The organism is Mesomycoplasma bovoculi M165/69 (assembly GCF_000524555.1).
GTDB classification, from domain to species: Bacteria; Bacillota_I; Bacilli_A; order Mycoplasmatales; family Metamycoplasmataceae; genus Mesomycoplasma; species Mesomycoplasma bovoculi.
In genome coordinates, this window is record NZ_CP007154.1 from 121,170 (window position 1) to 139,157 (window position 17,988).

At 28.2% G+C, this 17,988-nt stretch carries 22 protein-coding genes and 9 tRNA genes; 21 read left to right on the forward strand and 10 right to left on the reverse strand.

Annotated elements, in window-relative coordinates; all coding sequences use genetic code 4:
• From MYB_RS00555 to ftsY, 5 genes are all read right to left on the reverse strand, one after another.
• On the reverse strand, positions 1–1,005 hold the full coding sequence (locus MYB_RS00555) for a heat-inducible transcriptional repressor HrcA (RefSeq protein WP_022934917.1): 1,005 nt from the start codon (positions 1,003–1,005) through the stop codon (positions 1–3).
• Positions 1,006–1,087: 82 nt separating this feature from the next.
• Complete coding sequence (locus MYB_RS00560; protein WP_022934918.1) at positions 1,088–1,417, reverse strand: thioredoxin family protein; 330 nt, start codon at positions 1,415–1,417, stop codon at positions 1,088–1,090.
• A 29-nt stretch (positions 1,418–1,446) separates the two neighbouring features.
• The gene (locus MYB_RS00565; RefSeq protein WP_022934919.1) at positions 1,447–3,135 is read right to left on the reverse strand and encodes a ribonuclease J; all 1,689 of its coding nucleotides are present in this window, start codon (positions 3,133–3,135) and stop codon (positions 1,447–1,449) included.
• The gene (locus MYB_RS00570) at positions 3,135–3,371 is read right to left on the reverse strand and encodes a helix-turn-helix domain-containing protein (protein WP_022934920.1); all 237 of its coding nucleotides are present in this window, start codon (positions 3,369–3,371) and stop codon (positions 3,135–3,137) included. Before MYB_RS00570 ends, MYB_RS00565 begins: the two co-directional genes overlap by 1 nt.
• The gene (ftsY, locus tag MYB_RS00575; RefSeq protein WP_022934921.1) at positions 3,364–4,392 is read right to left on the reverse strand and encodes a signal recognition particle-docking protein FtsY; all 1,029 of its coding nucleotides are present in this window, start codon (positions 4,390–4,392) and stop codon (positions 3,364–3,366) included. The genes MYB_RS00570 and ftsY overlap by 8 nt, the downstream gene beginning before the upstream one ends.
• A gap of 251 nt (positions 4,393–4,643) precedes the next feature.
• Here ftsY and rpsD point away from each other — a divergent pair, with 251 nt between their 5' ends.
• The 3 genes from rpsD (at position 4,644) to MYB_RS00590 (ending at position 5,938) form a co-directional block, all read left to right on the forward strand.
• Entirely contained in the window at positions 4,644–5,264 is a 621-nt protein-coding gene (gene rpsD, locus MYB_RS00580) for a 30S ribosomal protein S4 (protein ID WP_022934922.1), read from the forward strand.
• A gap of 27 nt (positions 5,265–5,291) precedes the next feature.
• A complete protein-coding gene (gene msrB, locus MYB_RS00585; RefSeq protein WP_022934923.1) occupies positions 5,292–5,726 on the forward strand; it encodes a peptide-methionine (R)-S-oxide reductase MsrB in 435 nt (144 codons plus the stop codon).
• Positions 5,727–5,862: 136 nt separating this feature from the next.
• Positions 5,863–5,938: transfer RNA gene (locus MYB_RS00590), tRNA-His, on the forward strand.
• A gap of 100 nt (positions 5,939–6,038) precedes the next feature.
• On the opposite strand, the gene MYB_RS00595 is transcribed toward MYB_RS00590, so the two are convergent.
• The 3 genes from MYB_RS00595 to rplU all read right to left on the reverse strand — a co-directional run bounded on the left by MYB_RS00595 (position 6,039) and on the right by rplU (position 8,130).
• Positions 6,039–7,481, reverse strand: coding sequence for a DUF2130 domain-containing protein (locus tag MYB_RS00595; protein WP_022934924.1), 1,443 nt, complete (start codon positions 7,479–7,481; stop codon positions 6,039–6,041).
• Positions 7,482–7,566: 85 nt separating this feature from the next.
• Positions 7,567–7,824 carry a 50S ribosomal protein L27 gene (gene rpmA / locus MYB_RS00600; RefSeq protein WP_022934925.1) on the reverse strand — a complete coding sequence of 86 codons (258 nt, stop codon included), beginning with the start codon at positions 7,822–7,824 and terminating at the stop codon, positions 7,567–7,569.
• A gap of 6 nt (positions 7,825–7,830) precedes the next feature.
• On the reverse strand, positions 7,831–8,130 hold the full coding sequence (rplU, locus tag MYB_RS00605) for a 50S ribosomal protein L21 (RefSeq protein WP_022934926.1): 300 nt from the start codon (positions 8,128–8,130) through the stop codon (positions 7,831–7,833).
• A gap of 202 nt (positions 8,131–8,332) precedes the next feature.
• On the opposite strand from rplU, the gene MYB_RS00610 reads away from it, so the two are divergent.
• The gene (locus MYB_RS00610) at positions 8,333–8,992 is read left to right on the forward strand and encodes a uracil-DNA glycosylase (RefSeq protein ID WP_022934927.1); all 660 of its coding nucleotides are present in this window, start codon (positions 8,333–8,335) and stop codon (positions 8,990–8,992) included.
• A 40-nt stretch (positions 8,993–9,032) separates the two neighbouring features.
• Positions 9,033–10,121 carry a M42 family metallopeptidase gene (locus MYB_RS00615; protein WP_022934928.1) on the forward strand — a complete coding sequence of 363 codons (1,089 nt, stop codon included), beginning with the start codon at positions 9,033–9,035 and terminating at the stop codon, positions 10,119–10,121.
• A 45-nt stretch (positions 10,122–10,166) separates the two neighbouring features.
• Here the strand turns inward: MYB_RS00615 and MYB_RS00620 are convergent, their stop codons facing one another.
• Entirely contained in the window at positions 10,167–10,448 is a 282-nt protein-coding gene (locus MYB_RS00620) for a hypothetical protein (RefSeq protein WP_022934929.1), read from the reverse strand.
• 62 nt (positions 10,449–10,510) lie between these two features.
• On the opposite strand from MYB_RS00620, the gene MYB_RS00625 reads away from it, so the two are divergent.
• The 7 genes from MYB_RS00625 (at position 10,511) to rpmB (ending at position 15,721) form a co-directional block, all read left to right on the forward strand.
• Positions 10,511–11,326, forward strand: coding sequence for a leucine-rich repeat domain-containing protein (locus tag MYB_RS00625; protein ID WP_022934930.1), 816 nt, complete (start codon positions 10,511–10,513; stop codon positions 11,324–11,326).
• 333 nt (positions 11,327–11,659) lie between these two features.
• The gene (locus tag MYB_RS00630; protein ID WP_022934931.1) at positions 11,660–12,283 is read left to right on the forward strand and encodes a hypothetical protein; all 624 of its coding nucleotides are present in this window, start codon (positions 11,660–11,662) and stop codon (positions 12,281–12,283) included.
• Between the two features lie 344 nt (positions 12,284–12,627).
• A complete protein-coding gene (pyk, locus tag MYB_RS00635) occupies positions 12,628–14,055 on the forward strand; it encodes a pyruvate kinase (RefSeq protein ID WP_025279589.1) in 1,428 nt (475 codons plus the stop codon).
• Positions 14,056–14,274: 219 nt separating this feature from the next.
• Positions 14,275–14,931, forward strand: a complete 657-nt coding sequence (gene infC / locus MYB_RS00640) for a translation initiation factor IF-3 (protein WP_022934933.1) — start codon at positions 14,275–14,277, stop codon at positions 14,929–14,931.
• On the forward strand, positions 14,912–15,112 hold the full coding sequence (gene rpmI, locus MYB_RS00645; protein WP_025279590.1) for a 50S ribosomal protein L35: 201 nt from the start codon (positions 14,912–14,914) through the stop codon (positions 15,110–15,112). The genes infC and rpmI overlap by 20 nt, the downstream gene beginning before the upstream one ends.
• A gap of 40 nt (positions 15,113–15,152) precedes the next feature.
• Positions 15,153–15,503, forward strand: coding sequence for a 50S ribosomal protein L20 (rplT, locus tag MYB_RS00650; protein ID WP_022934935.1), 351 nt, complete (start codon positions 15,153–15,155; stop codon positions 15,501–15,503).
• 23 nt (positions 15,504–15,526) lie between these two features.
• Positions 15,527–15,721: a 50S ribosomal protein L28 gene (gene rpmB, locus MYB_RS00655; protein ID WP_022934936.1), complete on the forward strand. Its 195-nt coding sequence runs from the start codon at positions 15,527–15,529 to the stop codon at positions 15,719–15,721.
• Here rpmB and plsY read toward each other — a convergent pair whose 3' ends face one another.
• Positions 15,722–16,339 (reverse strand): glycerol-3-phosphate 1-O-acyltransferase PlsY, encoded by a 618-nt coding sequence (plsY, locus tag MYB_RS00660; protein WP_236612628.1) that lies wholly within the window; start codon positions 16,337–16,339, stop codon positions 15,722–15,724.
• Positions 16,340–16,521: 182 nt separating this feature from the next.
• Between plsY and MYB_RS00665 the strand changes: the two genes are divergently transcribed.
• The 9 genes from MYB_RS00665 (at position 16,522) to recO (ending at position 17,972) form a co-directional block, all read left to right on the forward strand.
• Positions 16,522–16,598, forward strand: a tRNA-Pro gene (locus MYB_RS00665).
• Between the two features lie 4 nt (positions 16,599–16,602).
• Positions 16,603–16,679: transfer RNA gene (locus MYB_RS00670), tRNA-Ala, on the forward strand.
• Between the two features lie 4 nt (positions 16,680–16,683).
• Positions 16,684–16,760, forward strand: a tRNA-Met gene (locus MYB_RS00675).
• Between the two features lie 35 nt (positions 16,761–16,795).
• Positions 16,796–16,873 (forward strand) — tRNA-Ile (locus MYB_RS00680).
• Positions 16,874–16,877: 4 nt separating this feature from the next.
• Positions 16,878–16,968: transfer RNA gene (locus MYB_RS00685), tRNA-Ser, on the forward strand.
• Between the two features lie 19 nt (positions 16,969–16,987).
• Positions 16,988–17,063: transfer RNA gene (locus tag MYB_RS00690), tRNA-Met, on the forward strand.
• Between the two features lie 2 nt (positions 17,064–17,065).
• A tRNA-Asp gene (locus tag MYB_RS00695) sits at positions 17,066–17,141 on the forward strand.
• Position 17,142: 1 nt separating this feature from the next.
• Positions 17,143–17,218 (forward strand) — tRNA-Phe (locus MYB_RS00700).
• Positions 17,219–17,291: 73 nt separating this feature from the next.
• A complete protein-coding gene (gene recO, locus MYB_RS00705) occupies positions 17,292–17,972 on the forward strand; it encodes a DNA repair protein RecO (protein WP_022934938.1) in 681 nt (226 codons plus the stop codon).
• Positions 17,973–17,988: the final 16 nt, after the last annotated feature.

Sequence of the window (17,988 nt, forward strand, 5' to 3'; positions counted from 1 at the left end):
TTACTTTTTATTCTCCTTTTTGTTCAAAAAATCTTCTAATAGTTTAATTCCTGTTCAGGTTGCTGAATAATTCATTTTTTTGGTAGCACCTACTACACTGATTTCCTTAATAGATGATGACTTTGGAAATTGTTTAGAAATAAAGGATGCTTCTTCAGATGGTATGCTAATCTTAATAGTTTCATCTTCACTTTCTGCAGTTTCATCTAAAATTTCTCAAATTGACTTTTTTTCAATTATGTCTAAAAGTTCAACTAATTTATTTCTAGAAATATCTCTATTTAAAATTAAAGAATTTTTGTTGAATACTTTAGATTGAGATTTAACTTCAAAGTCAAAAATATTTTGAAGAAAATGTTGCAGTATGTCTTCGCTACGTTTGATTTGATTTTCTAAAACTGGTTTTAAAATTTGGATAGCTTCAGAAATTTGACTAATTGGCAAGGGAACAAGCCTTTCTTGAAATAACCTAATAGCAATTTTTACATCTTCTTTTTTAATAAAATCATTAAAAATAATTGTTTTATTTTCAACATTTCCACTAGAAGTGATTAAAACTACTACACCTGAACCTTCATTAATAATGGTCAAACTTATAGACATTAATTTTTCAAAAATATCCTCTGACCTTGTAATTAAGGCAGCTCCTGCCACTTCGCTAATGATTTTAACAGCCTCATTAATTGTTTCATTGATATTTACTCGCCGCTTTGCAAAAATATCTTTCAATTTTTTTTCTAGTTCTTTATTTCCATCATAACTTAAAAATTCAGCATAGTACTTAAAGCCTTTTAAAGTTGGAACTCTACCACTTGAATTATGATGTTTTTCCAAAAATCCATCTTGTTCTAATTGATTCATCATACTTCTTAAATGGGAAGTTGATTTATTAATTTCATAAATTGCTTTTAAGTTGGCAGATCCAACAGGTTGTCCAGTTTGAATGAAATGCTCCACTATTTGCTTTAAATAATTAGCTTTTTTCTCATTTAATCTGCTTTTCATAATGAAATAATTTTACCAAAAAAAATAAAAAATGGCAATTAAATACTTTTATTGCCATTTTTTTGCTAATTTTTTTTCAAAATTATTTTGCTAAAGCAGCATCAATGTTTTTAATTAACATTTCTTTAGGTGCATATTCAAATTTTTTGAAAAGAATTTCACCATCTTTTAAAACTAGGTGAGTTGGAACATATAAAACTTCAAAACGAGTTCCTGGCTTACGAAATAGACCAGCTTCTTCAGCATTAACTTTAATTAATTTAACGTCATCTCTACCTTTGTAGTGTTCAGCAACTTGTTGGTTAATAGGTTCTTGCATTTTGCAGTCCCCACATCAATCAACAGCAAATTCTAAATAAACTACTCCAGTTTCAATTTCTTTTTGAGCATCTTCTCATTTTAATAATTTCATTTTTTTCCTTTATTTATATATATTTAATACTATTTATCACCAAGAGAATTTTGAATTAAGACAGAAACGACTGGTTCTTTGTCATAAAAACGAAACATTTTTCTCTTAATTGCTTTTTGAATTTTTTCTTGGATTTCTTTTACTATTTTATCATTAATTTTTGTTATAGATTGAAAATTTGTTGCAATAATATTTTCAATAATTTTGTGAACATCAGTTCTATTTTCTTTTGATAAAATTCCATATTCTATAATGTTAGGTTTACTTACTATTTTTTTTGTTTTATAATCAAGTAAAAAAGATATGATGATTACACCATCACGAGAAAGCATTTCACGTTCTCTTAAAACTTCAGAAGAAATATCACCTACACCAAAACCATCAACAAAGACTTCTGAATCACATTTAATAGACTTTTTGCTAGAAAAAAGAACACCATTGATAAAGTTAACTGCTCTTTTATTTTGCAAAATTAAAATATTTTGCTTTGGCACTTTTGCTTTGTAAGCTAAATTTCCAGCAACAACTAAATACCTAAAAAGTCCTTGGATTGGGAAAAAATATTTGGGTTGAGTTGCTTGAATTAACTCAAGCAAGTCATCACGCGAAGGTCTGCAAGTGCTAAAATCAGCTTCATTAATATCAATTAAATTTGAAGTTACTTTTGCAATTTCGTCCAAGACTTTGGCATGAGCTTGTTCCATTCCATTAATTGGTGGTGTGATCATAATTACATGATCTGACTGTTTAAGTTTGAAAACAACATCTTCTTTGTTTAAAATACGTTCGAAACGTGTATGAATTCGCTCAGGGGAAGATGTAATTAAAACAACAGAATTATTTTCTTTATTTGCAAGTTTGTAATCAAAAAAATTTGGTCTAGAGTGTTGAATAGTTTTGTTTTTGGATTCAAGCTTGCTTATCATATCGTAAAGCTTGTCATATTTTTTTCCATATGTGGTAATTTTTCTTTTGAATTTAATTGCAAGGTCTACAATCTCTTGAATAGATAACATCTCTTCATCATAAGCTCCAACAATAATTCTGCTTTTTGAATCAGCAGCTAAAAAAGTGGATTCTAAAAATTTTTTAGCAAAAATTTTATCAATAGTTTTTCCAGGATAATTAGATCTTCCCGAATCCGCTATTAAAGCCAAAATGCCTTTTGGATGCTTGCACAATTGTTGAATTTTTGCTAAATTAGTATTTCCATAAATCCCTAAATTACCTACTAAAAAGTTAGTCATAAACAGGATTACACCATCTTCAGTCATAAAATTTAAACCTAAAATTCCAGGAATAGAACCAGCTAAATTTATAGGTATTACAGAGATGTCTTTACCAAAATTAGTTTTACTTGAAATTGTGTGAATTTCATAGTCTTGTGAATTTATAAAGTATTTATTCATTCTTTCTATGATTAGTGATTTAGTAAAAACCGAACAAAAAATCTTAATTTTTTTTATTTTCATCACTAATCAAGGAAGTGCTGAAAATGATTCGTTTTTAGCATCTGTTATGAAAATACCTTTTATTTTATTGCTATTTTTTTCTAAATAAGAAAAATCTGGAATAATTGTGTCAATTCCAATATTACTATTTAAAGGTATTTTTACACCTGCATTTATTACAAAAATATTATCATCAATTTCTAAAACATAACAGTTTTTTCCATTTTCATCTTGGCCACCAAGAGCAAAAAAACTTATTTTTGCCATTATAACTCCTTATTTTTTGTTTGTTTTTCTTGTAGTTTTATTAATTTTGCTTTAGTTTTTTTTAATGTATCAAAAACTAAAGCTCTAGAAGATGTTATTACTTTTGCTATTTCAGCAATTGTCAAATTTTGTTGAAAATAAAGTAAAAAAACTTGTTTTTGACTTTGTGTTAGTAAAAATCCAAAGCGATCAAAAAGGTCTAAAAAAAATTGTTTTTCATTGTTGTTGTTATTCATATTCTTTGCTAATTTGTCGTGTCATACTATAAATAAATTTGTCCAAATCAAAAGGTTGAAGATCATCCATTTTTTCACCAAGACCCACAAGTTTTACATCAATATTTAATTGGTCTTTGATAGAAAAAATAATTCCACCTTTACTAGTCCCATCCATTTTAGTGAGTACAATCCCACTAATAGGTGTCACATCTGCAAAATGTTTGGCTTGTAAAACTCCATTTTGTCCAGTTGTTGCATCAATAACTAATAATGATTCATGAGGTGCATTTTCAACTTTATCAGCAATAATTTTATTGACTTTCTTTAATTCATTCATTAAGTTAACTTTGTTTTGCAAGCGTCCTGCAGTATCAATTATAACAACATCAAATTTTTCGTTTATTGCTTTTTCTAATCCTCGATAAACTACAGAACCTGGATCGGTTTCTTTTTCATTTGGTTTTAAAATATCAGCTCCTACTCTATTGGCTCAAATTTCTAGTTGCTCAACAGCAGCGGCTCTAAATGTATCTCCAGCAATAATCAATAATTTATTGCCTTCTTGAATTAATTTATGAGCAATTTTAGAAATTGAAGTTGTTTTTCCAGAACCATTTACACCAACTACCAAAATAACATTTAATCTATTTTTTTGAATATTTAAGTTTGTGTTAACAATTGATCTATTTGCATAAATTGTATACATTTTATCAACAATTAATTCAGGAATTAAACTTGTATCCACTAAATTTTGATTTCTTACTTCCCTTTTTAATTCATGTACAATAACTGAAACAAAACTAGGAGTGATATCAGACATAATTAGTGTTTCTTCAAGTTCATCAAAATATTCTTCATCAATTTTATTGTGTTTTTTTGTTAATTCGATTATTTGTTGGGAAAAAGAAATGTTAGACTTTTCCAAACCGGCAACATATTTGTCGGTTTCCAAGTTAACTTTTTCTCTAGATTCACCTAAATTGATTGTATTTTCTTTTTTACCAAACAATTTTTCTTTAATTTTTTTGAAAAATGACATATTAGCCTTTCTATTCTAAAACAAACTAAATAGAATTGCTTTAATTCTTAAATAATTTAAAGAATTATAGTATAATTTTAAGAACATTTTCTTAAATTAACAGCAAAATAATATTTGTTTAAAATTTTAAATTTGCATAGATTTGCGAGTAGTTATGCTGTAAAACAAAAGCATTAGATTTAAAATTATACAAAGAATTATTTATTCTCTGGATTTAATTAAATGTAAAAATTTTTAAACCAAGGAGAATTATGTCAAGATATACTGGTCCAGTATTCAAAAAATCACGTCGTTTTAATTTTTCAATTTTAGAAACAGGAAAAGAATTTGCAAAAGGGAAACAACGTCGTTATGCACCAGGACAACATGGTCCAACACGTCGTGCTAAACTTTCTGAGTATGGTTTACACCTAAATGAAAAACAAAAAGTTCGTTTTATGTATGGAATTAGTGAAAAACAATTCCGTAACACATTCATTAAATCAACTAAAAAGCAAGGGGTTGCCGGAACTAACTTCTTAAGAGCATTAGAGTCAAGGTTTGATAATCTTGTTTATCGTGCAGGTTTTGCTGAAACTCGTAAGCAAGCACGCCAATTAGTTAATCATGGTCACTTTACATTAAATGGTAAAAAAGTTAATATTCCTTCAATTCAATTAAAAATAGGTGATACATTTGAATTATCAACTAAAAAAGAAGGAAAAATTCGTAAAAATGACCAAATTTTAAAAGCTTTAGAAACTAAAACTCCTGCTGCTTGAGTTGAAACCGATGCTAAAAACTTCAGTGCTAAATTCATTCGTTTTCCAGAACGTAGTGAATTAAATCCTGAAATTAAAGAATCATTGATTGTTGAGTTCTATAGTAAATAATTTAACTAGACTAGATAAAAGGTAAATATGCCAATTAACAAGAAAAAACTAGATCATTTAACCGAATTGCAATACAAAGTAACTCAGGAAAGTCATACAGAAAAACCTTTCGAAAATGAATATAATGACAATTATAAAGATGGAATTTATGTTGATATTGTTGATGGAACACCTTTGTTTTTATCAACAACCAAATATAATTCTGGTTCTGGATGACCAGCATTTACCGCACCAATTAACAATGATTTAGTAGTAGAAGTTCCTGATTTTTCATATCCAGGCCGGGTATATACAGAAGTTAGGTCCAAAAATGCTGATTCACATTTGGGCCATGTGTTTACAGATGGGCCAAAAGAAAAAGGCGGATTGCGTTATTGTATAAATTCTGCCTCTTTGCGTTTTATACCTAAAGAGGATTTGGAAAAAGAAGGTTTTTCAGAATTTTTAAAGTACTTTGAGTAATTTACCTAAGATTTCAACAAACAACACAATTTTATTGATAAAAATAAAAAATAATTTATAATTTAATTTGGCTATTTAATTAACAAATAGTAATTACACAATTTATATGCCCTTTGTTTTTCAAAGGGTTCATATGGTAGATGTGGCGAAGTGGTTAACGCATCGGGTTGTGGTTCCGACATACGCGGGTTCGATCCCCGTCATCTACCCCATATCTTTTTAAAGACCTAAAAAAAGAGTTAGAAAACTAACTCTTTTTTATTAAAAACTTAAAAAAAATACACCAAACTTATTATTTGGTGTATTTTTTTCTTAATTATTGTTTTCTATTTTTTCAATGGGTTTAATAATTTTTCTAGTTATGTTAAATGATTCTATTTCATCAGTTAATTTTTTACTATGTTTGCTTATTATTTCATCTATAGCACTTCGAATATTATCGGCCTGTTTGGTTATTTTATCAGCTAATTTATTTATATCTTCTGCATTTTCAATAATTTTTTCTAGCTTATCTTTAATTTTTTCAGCCAGTTTCATAATCTTATCTTCTTTTCATTTATTAAAAATCTCTAAAATTTTGCTGCTTTCCTCAAAGTTTCAACTAATTTCATTTATTTTAGATTCTTTAATTATGAAGGTTTTTAAAATATTTAAAAAAGATAAAAAGAAATAAGGTCTACACATATACAATTTTTCATATCCAGGAACTTTTTCAATTGTAAAGTAATTTTTATCTTCTAATTCAGTAACTAAAATTCCATATTTTGCACCTTTTTTCTTACGATTAGATTCTAATCTACGGAAAAAACTTGCATTTTTTTGATTTCCTTCTTTGTTTTTTGATTCACTTTTAGCTTCAACTATAATTGTATTCTCTTGTCCTGTTTTATTATTGTTAATTGTGTAAATGAAATCAGCTTTTGTGGCTCCATCTTCACCTTCTACCACAGTGTTGTCTTTTACTAAAGTAAAGCTAAATTCTTCACTACTTGTATCAATGCTAGGATAAATTCTGTTGTAATTTTCTAAAATTCATTGCTCTAGTCCTTCACCAATTAATTTTGAATTCACATTTCTTTCACGAAATTTATCAACATCTTCTTGCAATGATTTGTTTTGCTCTTCTAATGATTTGATTTTTTCCACATACACTTGAGTTCTTAGTTCAAGTTCTTCTTCCAATTTAATTTTAGCTGCATGTTTAATTTTTTCATCCATTTCTTCTTGAAATTTTAATTTTTCTTGGTTTAGTTGGTTAATTAAATTTGCTTCTTTTTCTTTTATTTGATTGGTAAGAGCTTCTTTTTGTTGATAAAATTTTTGAATTAATTCAGAATTTTTGTTTTCAAATTCTTCTCGTAGTTTTGATTGTTGTGTTGCAATTTCTTTTTGAATTTCATTGTCTTTAGTAGTTTCTAAGGTGTTAATTTTTTCTTTTAATTGAAAAATTTCCATCTTGTGGGCATTAGCAGATTCGCTAATTTGTCTTTGACTATGAGCAACTTTTTCATTACTTTCTTCATTTTTCTTTGTTAAAAAAATAATTTGCTCACGCATTTGTTTGACTTCAGAGTGATTTTGTAAAACATCATCAATTGTAGTTTTTCTTGTTTGCTCTACAATTTGTTTTTTTTGTTCTTCGATAAACAGATTTAATTCATTATTAAAAGAAAATCTATCTCCTTTTTGGCCATCTTCTTCTAGTTCATATGTTAGAGTAGATCTATCTACTAATTTAATTTTTAGGTATTTCATAATTTTAAAAATATACCAAAAAAATAAATTTGAAATAAAAAAAAGTTCTAAATTTAGAACTTTTTTTTATTTAAAAATTGATAATTTACACTCTTTCAGTGTAAACAGAAGCATATTTACGCTTTCTAATGGTTTCAAATTTTACAAAACCATCAATCAAAGCAAATAGTGAGTCGTCATTACCTCTTGCAACATTTTTACCAGGAAAAATTTTAGTTCCTCTTTGTCTAAAGATAATTGAACCTGTTGTTGCAAATTGACCATCACTTAATTTGATGCCTAGCCGTCTCCCTTTGGAATCACGGCCGTTCTTGGTAGAACCACCTGCTTTAGTCTTTGCCATTTCGAATTATCCTTTCAAACTTGTAATTTTTACTCTAGTATAAGGTTGTCTATGACCTAATTTTCTTTTGTGAGTGGACTTAGGGTTGTGACGATAAACAACAATTTTTTTACTTTTTCCTTGTTTCTCAATAGTACCAACAACTTTTGCATTTTCAACAAAAGGTTTTCCTACTTTCCCATTAATGAATAGAACTTCAGAAAATTCAATTTCTTGTCCAACTTCACCTTCTATTTTTTCAATAAAAATAGTTTCATCTTTTTTAACTATTAACTGTTTTCCACCAGTTTTAATAATTGCAAACATAAAACTCCTTGTGTTTAATATCATCTTTGAGGCGCTACGCTTAAGCCTTTTCAGAATGGTTACTATGCTTTAATAATTCAAATTTGAATTTTTTTAGTCTAAGAAGTAACTTAAAAATTATATACAATTTTATTTTAAATTACTAGGATTTTCCTTATTTTTTTTGAAAAAATAAGTGGTTAGTATTAAACTTATATGAATTATGAATAATAAATTAGTAACTTTTTCAGATTTTATAAACCTAGAAAAGACAAAACCTTATTTTTTAGATTTATTGGCAAAAGTGAATGAATTATACAAAAATGGTGAAGTTTTCCCTTCTAAAAGTGATTTGTTTAATTCACTTAAATTTTGTAAATTTGAAAATTTAAAAGTTGTAATTTTAGGGCAAGATCCTTATCATACACCAAAAATGGCAGATGGTTTAGCTTTTTCAACTCAAAATAAAATTTTGCCACCATCACTTAAAAATATTTTTAAAGAATTAGATAGTTGTTTTTCTTGTAAAAAAAGTAATGGTGATTTAAAAGAATGAGCAAAGCAAGGAGTGCTTTTGCACAATATCGTTCTTACTGTAGAGAAAGGCAGACCTAATTCACATTCAAACTTAGGTTGGCAAGATTTTACAAAAAACTTGTTGAATTTTATAGTAGAAAATAAAAAAAATGTTGTTTTTTTATTGTTAGGAAAAAATGCTTTTGAAATGTGTAAAAACATAGATTTATCTAATCAAAAAGTTTTTGCATTGTCTCATCCATCACCATATAGTGCACATATAAGCTTTTTAGGATCAAAAATTTTTATAGAGATAAATGAGTTTTTAAAAAGTCAATTAATCAAACCAATCAATTGATGTTTATAGATTTTTTGGTAAAATATTTTCATTTATCTAGGAGAATTTTATGAATACTTACAATGAAAATTTATTTAAAAAACTTAAAGAATATACAGAAATTGATGGGATGTCACGTTTTGAAGATGATGTGGTTGCTAAGTTAAAAGAAAGCACCCATAATCTACCTGTTGATTATGAACGTGATGGTTTAGGTTCATTAATTATTCAAACTAAACAAAATAAAGATAAAAAAATAAAAATCCTTGTTGCAGCTCATATGGATGAAATTGGATTAATGGTTTTGGATGTCACTGAAAAAGGATTTATTAAAGTTAAATCTGTTGGTGGAATATGGGGGAATGTTTTAATTGGTGCAAAAGTGCAATTAATTACATCAACTGATAAAGAATTTTTTGGTGTTGTAGGTCACACATCTGTTCACATTTTAGAATCACATAAAATTAAAGAAGCTTTAAAAGTAAGTGATTTGTTTGTAGATTTTGGCTTTTCATCTAAAAAAGAAGCAGAAGAAGCCGGGGTTCAACCAGGTGATAGAATTTATTTAAAAAATGAGACATTCTTATTTAATAACAAGGATTTTGTTGCAGGAAAAGCAATAGACAACCGCTCAGGAGTGGTTGTCATTGATGAGTTAGCACACCGTCTTGCAAACAAAGATTTACCTAACAACCCAATTCTAGTTGGAACTGTTCAAGAAGAAGTAGGTAGTCGTGGTGCGAAGATGGTTGCTAAAAAATATGATGCAACTATTGCTTTTGCTATAGATACTGGAGCCTCACATGATACAGAAGGTGCAATACCAGGAATTCAAAAATTAGGTGCAGGTGTTGCTATCAGTGTGGCTGATGCAGGAACTATGATGGACCCTAAAATTGTTAAAATTTTGGAAAAAATAGCTAAAAAATATTCAATTCCTTTTTACAAATATGTTTCACAAGGTGGTGGAACAGATGCTGATGAACTACAATTTTCTGCATATGGAACTCCAACTGTAAGCATTTCAATTCCTCAAAGATACCTTCACTCAACTTATGGGGTAGTGAGTCTAAAAGATATTGAAGCAGCAATTAATTTAATTGAAAAATTTATTTTAGAATTTGATAATGAGCAATTATCTAAAGTTGTTTATAAGTAACGAAAAAAAATAAAAATAAAAATATTTAATCAACAAATAATAGAATTAATAAATAAAGTATATAGGTTGTTTTGTGTCTTTTGGACCAGCAGCTGAACTTCCTGCTTTAGGACTGCTGCCATCTCATTTAATTGAAGAGTCTTTATTAATTTTAGCTTCACCAGAGTGACTAAAGAATGATTTGACTCCACCAATTAATGATAAAAATAAAGGACCAAGAGCATTTGCTAAAAGAATGATATTAGGAATTTGAGCTGCAAATCCAGCTCCACCTTTTTCATACTTTTCTTGTTCATTTAATTTTACAAAATTAGTATTTGGTTTCATTTGACCTCCTTTCGTTATAAGATGAGAAAAAAATTAAAAAAATTAAAAAAAATGGAAAAAAAGTGAAAAATTCAATCAAAAATACTATTTCTAGAGCCAATGCTTTAGAACTTTTGCAAGACCCAACCTATTTTGATAAAGATATTTTGGACTTGTCAATGCTAGAAATTAGCAAAATTGATGATTTTGCTTTTTCAGCCTTGAATTTAAAAATCAAGAAATTAATTTTGCCAAAAACCTTAGAAAAAATTGGGCAATCCGCTTTTATGCTAAATAAAATAAAGAGTGTAGTTTTACCTTTTGGATTGAAAGAAATTGGTGAATCTGCTTTTGAAAATAATTTAATTTCAAAATTAGAAATACCTTCTACACTAAAAATGATAGATAATAGTTCATTTGCTTTTAATAAAATATCAAAAATAGACTTAGAATCTTGAGTGGACAAATTGGGTTATGATGTTTTAGAGTCTAATCCTTTAGATGAGTTGATTTTTCGAAAAAAAGAGATTTTGTTAGATAATTTTGCTTTTGCAACCAATGAACCCAAAAAAGTTCATATTTGAGGTGATTTTGATTTATCAAGTAACTCAAAATCAATTGAATTTTCAACATTAACTCTTGATTTTTATAAAAATTTTGATTTATTTGAAAATTCCAATTCATTAGAAATTGAATTTGGTGATTTATTTAGAATATTAAATTCATTTAAGTGAATTAATTTGGAACAAATTGTTTTACACAACAATAAATACACAAATAAATCAGATATTGAACAAATAGACTTAACATTTTTTGTTTCAAATTATGAATTGAATAAGGCTTTCAACTTAAAAGTGCAGTTAGAGCAAGAATTTGAAAAAGAACTAAAGATTATATAGTAATTTTAAAAAATAAAAATTCAAAAAATTTAAAAAAATTTTTAAAAATGAATAATAAAACAAGCAAATTTAGTCATTATTATAATAAAATAATTCAGATATAAATAAAAATAAAGAGGTGTAGCATTTACTTATGTTAAGATATAAACGAAAATTTATAATTCCTTTGGCTAGTTTATCGCTTTTAGTTTCAATTCCATGAATAGTTGTATCATGTGTTAAGCATAATGAATTGACAAATGAATCATATTGATCAAAATCTGAAAATAAAAATGGACTAAAAGTTTTAAGGTTACACAGTCCTAATTTCGGAAGTTTCTCTGAAGGAAGATTGTGAGGGTATTAAATTTGTTTTCTTTACTAGAGAGAAAAAGAATAATTGATGATAATTTTAAAACAAAATATTCTGATTCTTTTGATGAAATTAAAAAAATTGAAAAGCAATATTATGAATTTTCTGATGTAAAATCTGATGAAAAAAGTTTTCAATCCTTACTGTTGAAACGAAAAAAAAGAGAACAACTGTTAAATAAGATTGAAGAAATAAAATTAAAAATTGCTAGTGATTGACAAAGCAACAACATTCTTTTGAATAAAAATAAAATTTTTCGCATTGTTAATAGATTTGAAGATTTAAACAAACTTGAAGCTAGTGAATTTAAACAAGCATTTAAAGAATTTGATTTTAGCTCAAAATCAATATTGGTTGTTAATGGTTTGGATTTCCAAACCCACTCAGATAATTGAGTAATTAAAGGATCGGGATATTGAATTAAAAATTTAGAGATTGTTAATAATAAAATCAACATTGAATTTGAATATAAACATATTGAACCAAAAGAAAGTCAATTAATAGCAGTTTCACCTAGTCTTGGTTTTTCATCAACAACTCATTTTGTTATTGTAGATAAAATTAACAATTTAGATAATTACCAATTTAATATAACTGAACTTTAAAATCCAGGGAAATATTTATTTTAATATGGTTTTTGTTGAATTCTAGTCGATAATACAACTTTAATAGGTTGTCATTTTGTAAATATATTTTTTTAAAAAATATACTAATATAAGAATTAAGAAAAGAAACAGATAGAGTGTGCTTTTTGTTATAAAAAAAGTTGGATAAACATTCTTTTAATAAGCAAATAAAGAAGATTTTTTAAAAGAATAAAAAAACTTTTAAATTCACAAATTATTTTTTTGTGGTATTATTTTCAATAAGAGTTATTGCTCATACACATTTTGTTTACTTGCAAAATATAAAAATTCACAAAAAGGTTGAACAATTTATGCTATACGATATGCAAGATTTCATTTCAAAAAGAACCAAAATTATTGCTACAGTGGGTCCTTCTACTCAAGATTATGAAGTTCTTAAAAAGTTAATTTTAGCTGGTGTAACCACAATTAGAGCTAATTTTTCTCATGGTTCATATGAAGAACAGCAAAATAAATTTGAAAATGCTAAAAAAGCTTCACACGAATTAAACATTCCTATTTCAATTATGCTTGATACTAAAGGACCAGAAATTCGTGTTGGAAAAATGTTAAATGGTGGACAACAAATATCTGCCAATCAAGAATTGATTGTTTTAACAAGTACAAATGATTATCAAAATTTTGAAGGAACTAGCTCAGTTATCACAGTTTCTCACCAAATTGATAATGACTTAAAAGTTGGTGATCAAGTACTTTTTGATGATGGAAAGTTACAATCTATTGTGGTTGAAATTTTTAAAAACCAAGTTAAAGTAAGAACTAAAAATGCTCACTTTTTAAGATCTAATAAACGTCTAAATATGCCAGGAGTGGTTTTCTCGCTACCTTTTTTATCTGAAAAAGATAAAAAAGATGTGTTATTTGGAATACAACAAAAAGTTGATTATGTAGCTGCTTCTTTTGTTAATACACCAGAAGATGTTTTAGAATTACGTAAATTATTAGATGAAAATGGTGGAAAACACATTCAAATTATTTCTAAAATTGAATCCACATTAGGACTTGAAAACATTGATAAAATTATTGAGTACTCTGATGGGATTATGGTTGCTCGAGGAGATTTAGGACTCGAAGTTCCTTTTCAAGAAGTTCCTTATCAACAAAAAAGAATTATTCGTAAATGTCGTTTTGCAGGGAAAACTGTTGTTGTAGCAACACAAATGCTTGATTCAATGGAAAAATCAGCCCAACCTACACGAGCAGAAGTTTCTGATGTTTATTGAGCAACTGAACTTGGAGCTGATGCAACAATGCTTTCTGGTGAATCAGCTCAAGGTCAATTTCCCCTTGAATCTGTTCAAGTTATGGCAACTATTAATAAAAGAGCAGAACGTGAGTTTTATAACAAATTATTTTATGATAAACAATTGGCCGTAATTACTGAAAATTCAGTTGGTCATCGTGCTAAAATAGCTCATAAACTTGCACATATTACACAAGACCGTGAAATTAAATATACTATTGTGCTTTCAAGAACAGGTGAATTACTAAAAACTATTGCTAAGTTTCGCCCAAACACTGCCGTTATTGGTGTGCTTAACAATCCTGATTTAATTGGCGGATTTGGAATTACATCTTCAGTGTTTGTTTCACTAAATTCACTAGCAGATTTTCAAGCAATTAAAAGCGATTACAAACTTGCTAGAGAAGTTTTAAAACCTTTTGGAGTTCAACCAGGAGATACATTCCTAGTTGTTGAAAATGAAAAAGTAACAGAATTTACTTATTAAAAATTAATAAATATAGTACAATTAAAGTTGCATTTTATTGCAAGAAAGAAGATTCGCTCTCACCTGATGGCCAAATGGCTGTGGGTTAATTAGAAAAAATAATAACTTTAATTTTTTAATTAAAAATTATTGTTTTTTTCAATATAGCGGATTTCGAATCCGCTTTTTTATTTTTAAATTTAGAAAGTGTAGTAAAACTACTTAAGGAGTAAATTCCTATTGAATCCAAAATTTTTTTCTCGATCTAAACCAACATTTGATCACCAAACCAACAAAAATATTCGTTTTCCAAATGTTTATGTAATTGATGATAACAATGAAAAAATTGGTAATATGCCAACTAGCCAAGCAATTGAATTAGCTAAAGAAAGAGGTTTAGATCTTGTCTTAGTTTCTATTAAAGAAGTAGAGGGACGCGATGGTAAAGTTGTAAATGTACCAATCGCAAAAATTCTTGATTATGGTAAGTTTCGTTATGATAATAAGAAAAAACACAAATCAGAAAAAGAAAAACAATCTTTTACTGTCAACCGTGAAATTCGAATGTCATTTAGTATAAACTTACAAGATATCAAAATTAAAGCTAAAAAAGCCAAAGAATTTCTTCTTGATGGAGACCGCGTAAAAGTGGCTTTGCGTTTTCGTGGTCGTGAGATTACCAAAATCGAACAAGGAAAACAAGTTCTAAATCAATTTTTTGAAGAAGTTAAGTATATTGCTAAATTGAGCAAAGAAATAAATCAAAATGGTAATTTTCTTAATATGCATTTAGAACGTGACAAGAAAAAAATTCCTAAAATCACTTCTTCTAAACAATTAAAAGAATTATTAGAAATCGAAAAGGAGTTACAAGCTAATAATGAAAATCAAAGCTAAAAGCAAATCAGCTCTTAAAAAACGTATTAAAGTTACAGCAAGTGGGAAAATTAAGCACAAACATGCTTTTCGTTCTCACCTTGCTCAAAACAAATCAACTAAACAAAAACGTCACTCAAGAAAATCAGCACTAATGTCAAGTGGTGATGCAAAAAGATTAAAAGATTTAATTCTTAAATAATTTAAATTTTTATTAATATTCAATTTGAAAGGAATTAATTATGAGAGTTAAAGGTGGAGCCGTTACTCGTCAACGTCGTAAAAAATGACTAAAAGAAGCTAAAGGATACTGAGGTCATAAGTCTATAGGTTACAAAGTTGCAAAACAAGCTGTTGTTAAATCATGAACTTATGCATTCCGTGACCGTAAACAAGTAAAACGTGAATTTCGTAAACTTTGAATTAGCCGTATTAATGCAGCAGCTCGTGAACAAGGGATCAGTTATTCACAACTAATGAATGGTATTAAAAAAGCTGAAATTCAAATTAATCGTAAAATGCTTTCTGAGCTTGCAATTCAACAACCTCAAGCATTTTCAGAAATTGTAAAACTTGCACAAAATGCAAAATAATTTAATAAATAAATAGGAAAAAAATGGCAAGAAGAGACGCTCTTACAAATGTTGGGCCAATGAGTGGGAATAATAGACCTAACTCTTTAAAGGCAACCAAACGTAAATTTAATGTTAACTTACAAAAAGTTGTTATTAAAAATGAAAATGGTCAAAAAATAACTTTAAAAGTTAGCGCTAAAACTAAAAAAACTTTACGTAAATTAGGACACATTTAATTATTTTTTAGATTTACCAAATTTAGTTTCAGTTTTGTTTCACAATCTCACTAAATTTGGTTTATGTGAAAAAATAACAAATAAATGTGCAAATAACATTAAAAGTGGATGAATAAAGTAATCCACTTTTTTATTATTTAAAAATCCTAATTCTCCTGTAGTAAATCAAGGAATAAAAGCTAATAATATTATAATTAGTGGAGCTAAAATTGAACCTAAAGAAACATAACGTCAAAGAAAAACAATAGCAATAAAAACAACAAACCCTATTAAAGTTAAAACTATGTTAAAAGCCACAAAACAACCCAGCAAAGTTGCGGCCCCTTTTCCACCTTTAAATCTATGCCAGACTGGAAAAATATGGCCTAAAACAGCCCCTATTCCTGCAATTATTGGCACAAGTTGATCAAAAAAAGGAACATACTTATAAAAAATGAAAGCAATTAAAATAGATACAATACTTTTTAAAGCATCAATTATTAATGTTAGAATTGCTCATTTTTTACCATAAACTCTTAAAACATTAGTTGAACCAGCATTGCCAGAACCAAGTTTTCTTATATCTTTTTTAAAAATTTTACTTGAAAAAATAATAGAAAAGTTAATAGAACCTATCAAATATCCTACTATTAAAAAAATAATGTTAAAAATAATATCTAAAATTAGCATAATTGTTGTAAAATTATAACATTATTAATTAATTAAGCAGGATTTATAAAAAAATCAAGTTAATCTACTTTTTTTTAAAATTTTTTCAAAAATGTGTTATAATCTTTTTTTGCTTTTGAAAAAATGCATATGGAGAAGTAGCTCAGCTTGGTAGAGCGCTACGTTTGGGACGTAGTGGTCGCAGGTTCGAATCCTGTCTTCTTCACCATTATGGGGGGGTAGCTCATCTGGCTAGAGCGCCTGTTTTGCACGCAGGAGGTAGAGGGTTCGACTCCCTTCCTCTCCACCATTATGGCTCTATAGCTCAGCTGGCTAGAGCGTTCGGTTCATACCCGAAAGGTCAAGAGTTCAAGTCTCTTTGGAGCCACCAAAAAAAAAAAAAAATCTTATTCATATTTTTATCTTGGACGCATAACTCAGTCTGGTTAGAGTAACCGGCTCATAACCGGCTTGTCACTGGTTCGAATCCAGTTGTGTCCACCAGTTTGGGCAATTACCCAAGTGGCTGAAGGGACTAGTCTTGAAAACTGGCAGGGGTGTTAAAGCCCGCGGGGGTTCGAATCCCTCATTGCCCGCCAAAAATATGAAAAGTAATATAGCGGAGTAGAGCAGGTGGAAGCTCGTTGGGCTCATAATCCAAAGGTCACTGGTTCGAATCCAGTCTCCGCAACCAATGGTCTAGTGGTAAAGTGGCTAATACGCCTCCCTGTCACGGAGGAGATCGCGGGTTCGATCCCCGTCTAGACCGCCATGGCTCTGTAGCTCAGTAGGTAGAGCAACGGTTTGAAGCACCGTGTGTCACTGGTTCGATTCCTGTCGGAGCCACCATATCTCATTAATCTGAGAATTTGTTTAATCTTTTTTTCAAAACCCCCTTGGGGTTTTTTTAATATTTGTAAATATGCCTGAAAAAATTATTAAAGGAATTGTAATTTCTACTCAAAATTATAGTGATTTTGATCAAATTGTAAAAATTGCAACTTCGACAGGAATTATTAGTTTTATAGCTTTGGGAACACTTAGGCCCACAAGTAAAAATCGAACTAGTTTAAATTTAGGTACTTTGGCTGAGTTTGAAATTTTTTTGGCAAGACAAGATGGAAAGGTTTCAAAACTTAAAAAAGCCCACTTAGTTAAAGAATTAAATTTAGACCAAAATTTTGGTATTCAAGTTTGACAAATATTGAGTAAATTAACACTTTTACCAAATTATTTACCTAAACTATTTGCTTTTTTAGAACAAGCTTTATTAAGTCTCAATAATCACAATTATCAAGCAATAATTGTTTATCTACTTATTCAGTGAATTAGACTTCAAGGTTTTGTAACCAATTTTAATAAATGTTACTTTTGTGGAACAAATCAAAATTTGGTAAATTTCGATTTTCAAAAGGGAATGCAGTGTTTAAAACATGAAAACAATTTAGTGCACAAAGCTATAAAAAAAGAAGCTCTTGCAATTTTTTACTGGTCAAATTTTGACTTATCAATCTTTTTAAAAGAAATTAATTTCAATTATTCTTTCATTTGTTTTGAAATTATTTACAATTTTTTAATTGAAAATACATATATGTTCAATTAATGTGCTAAAATTGTGC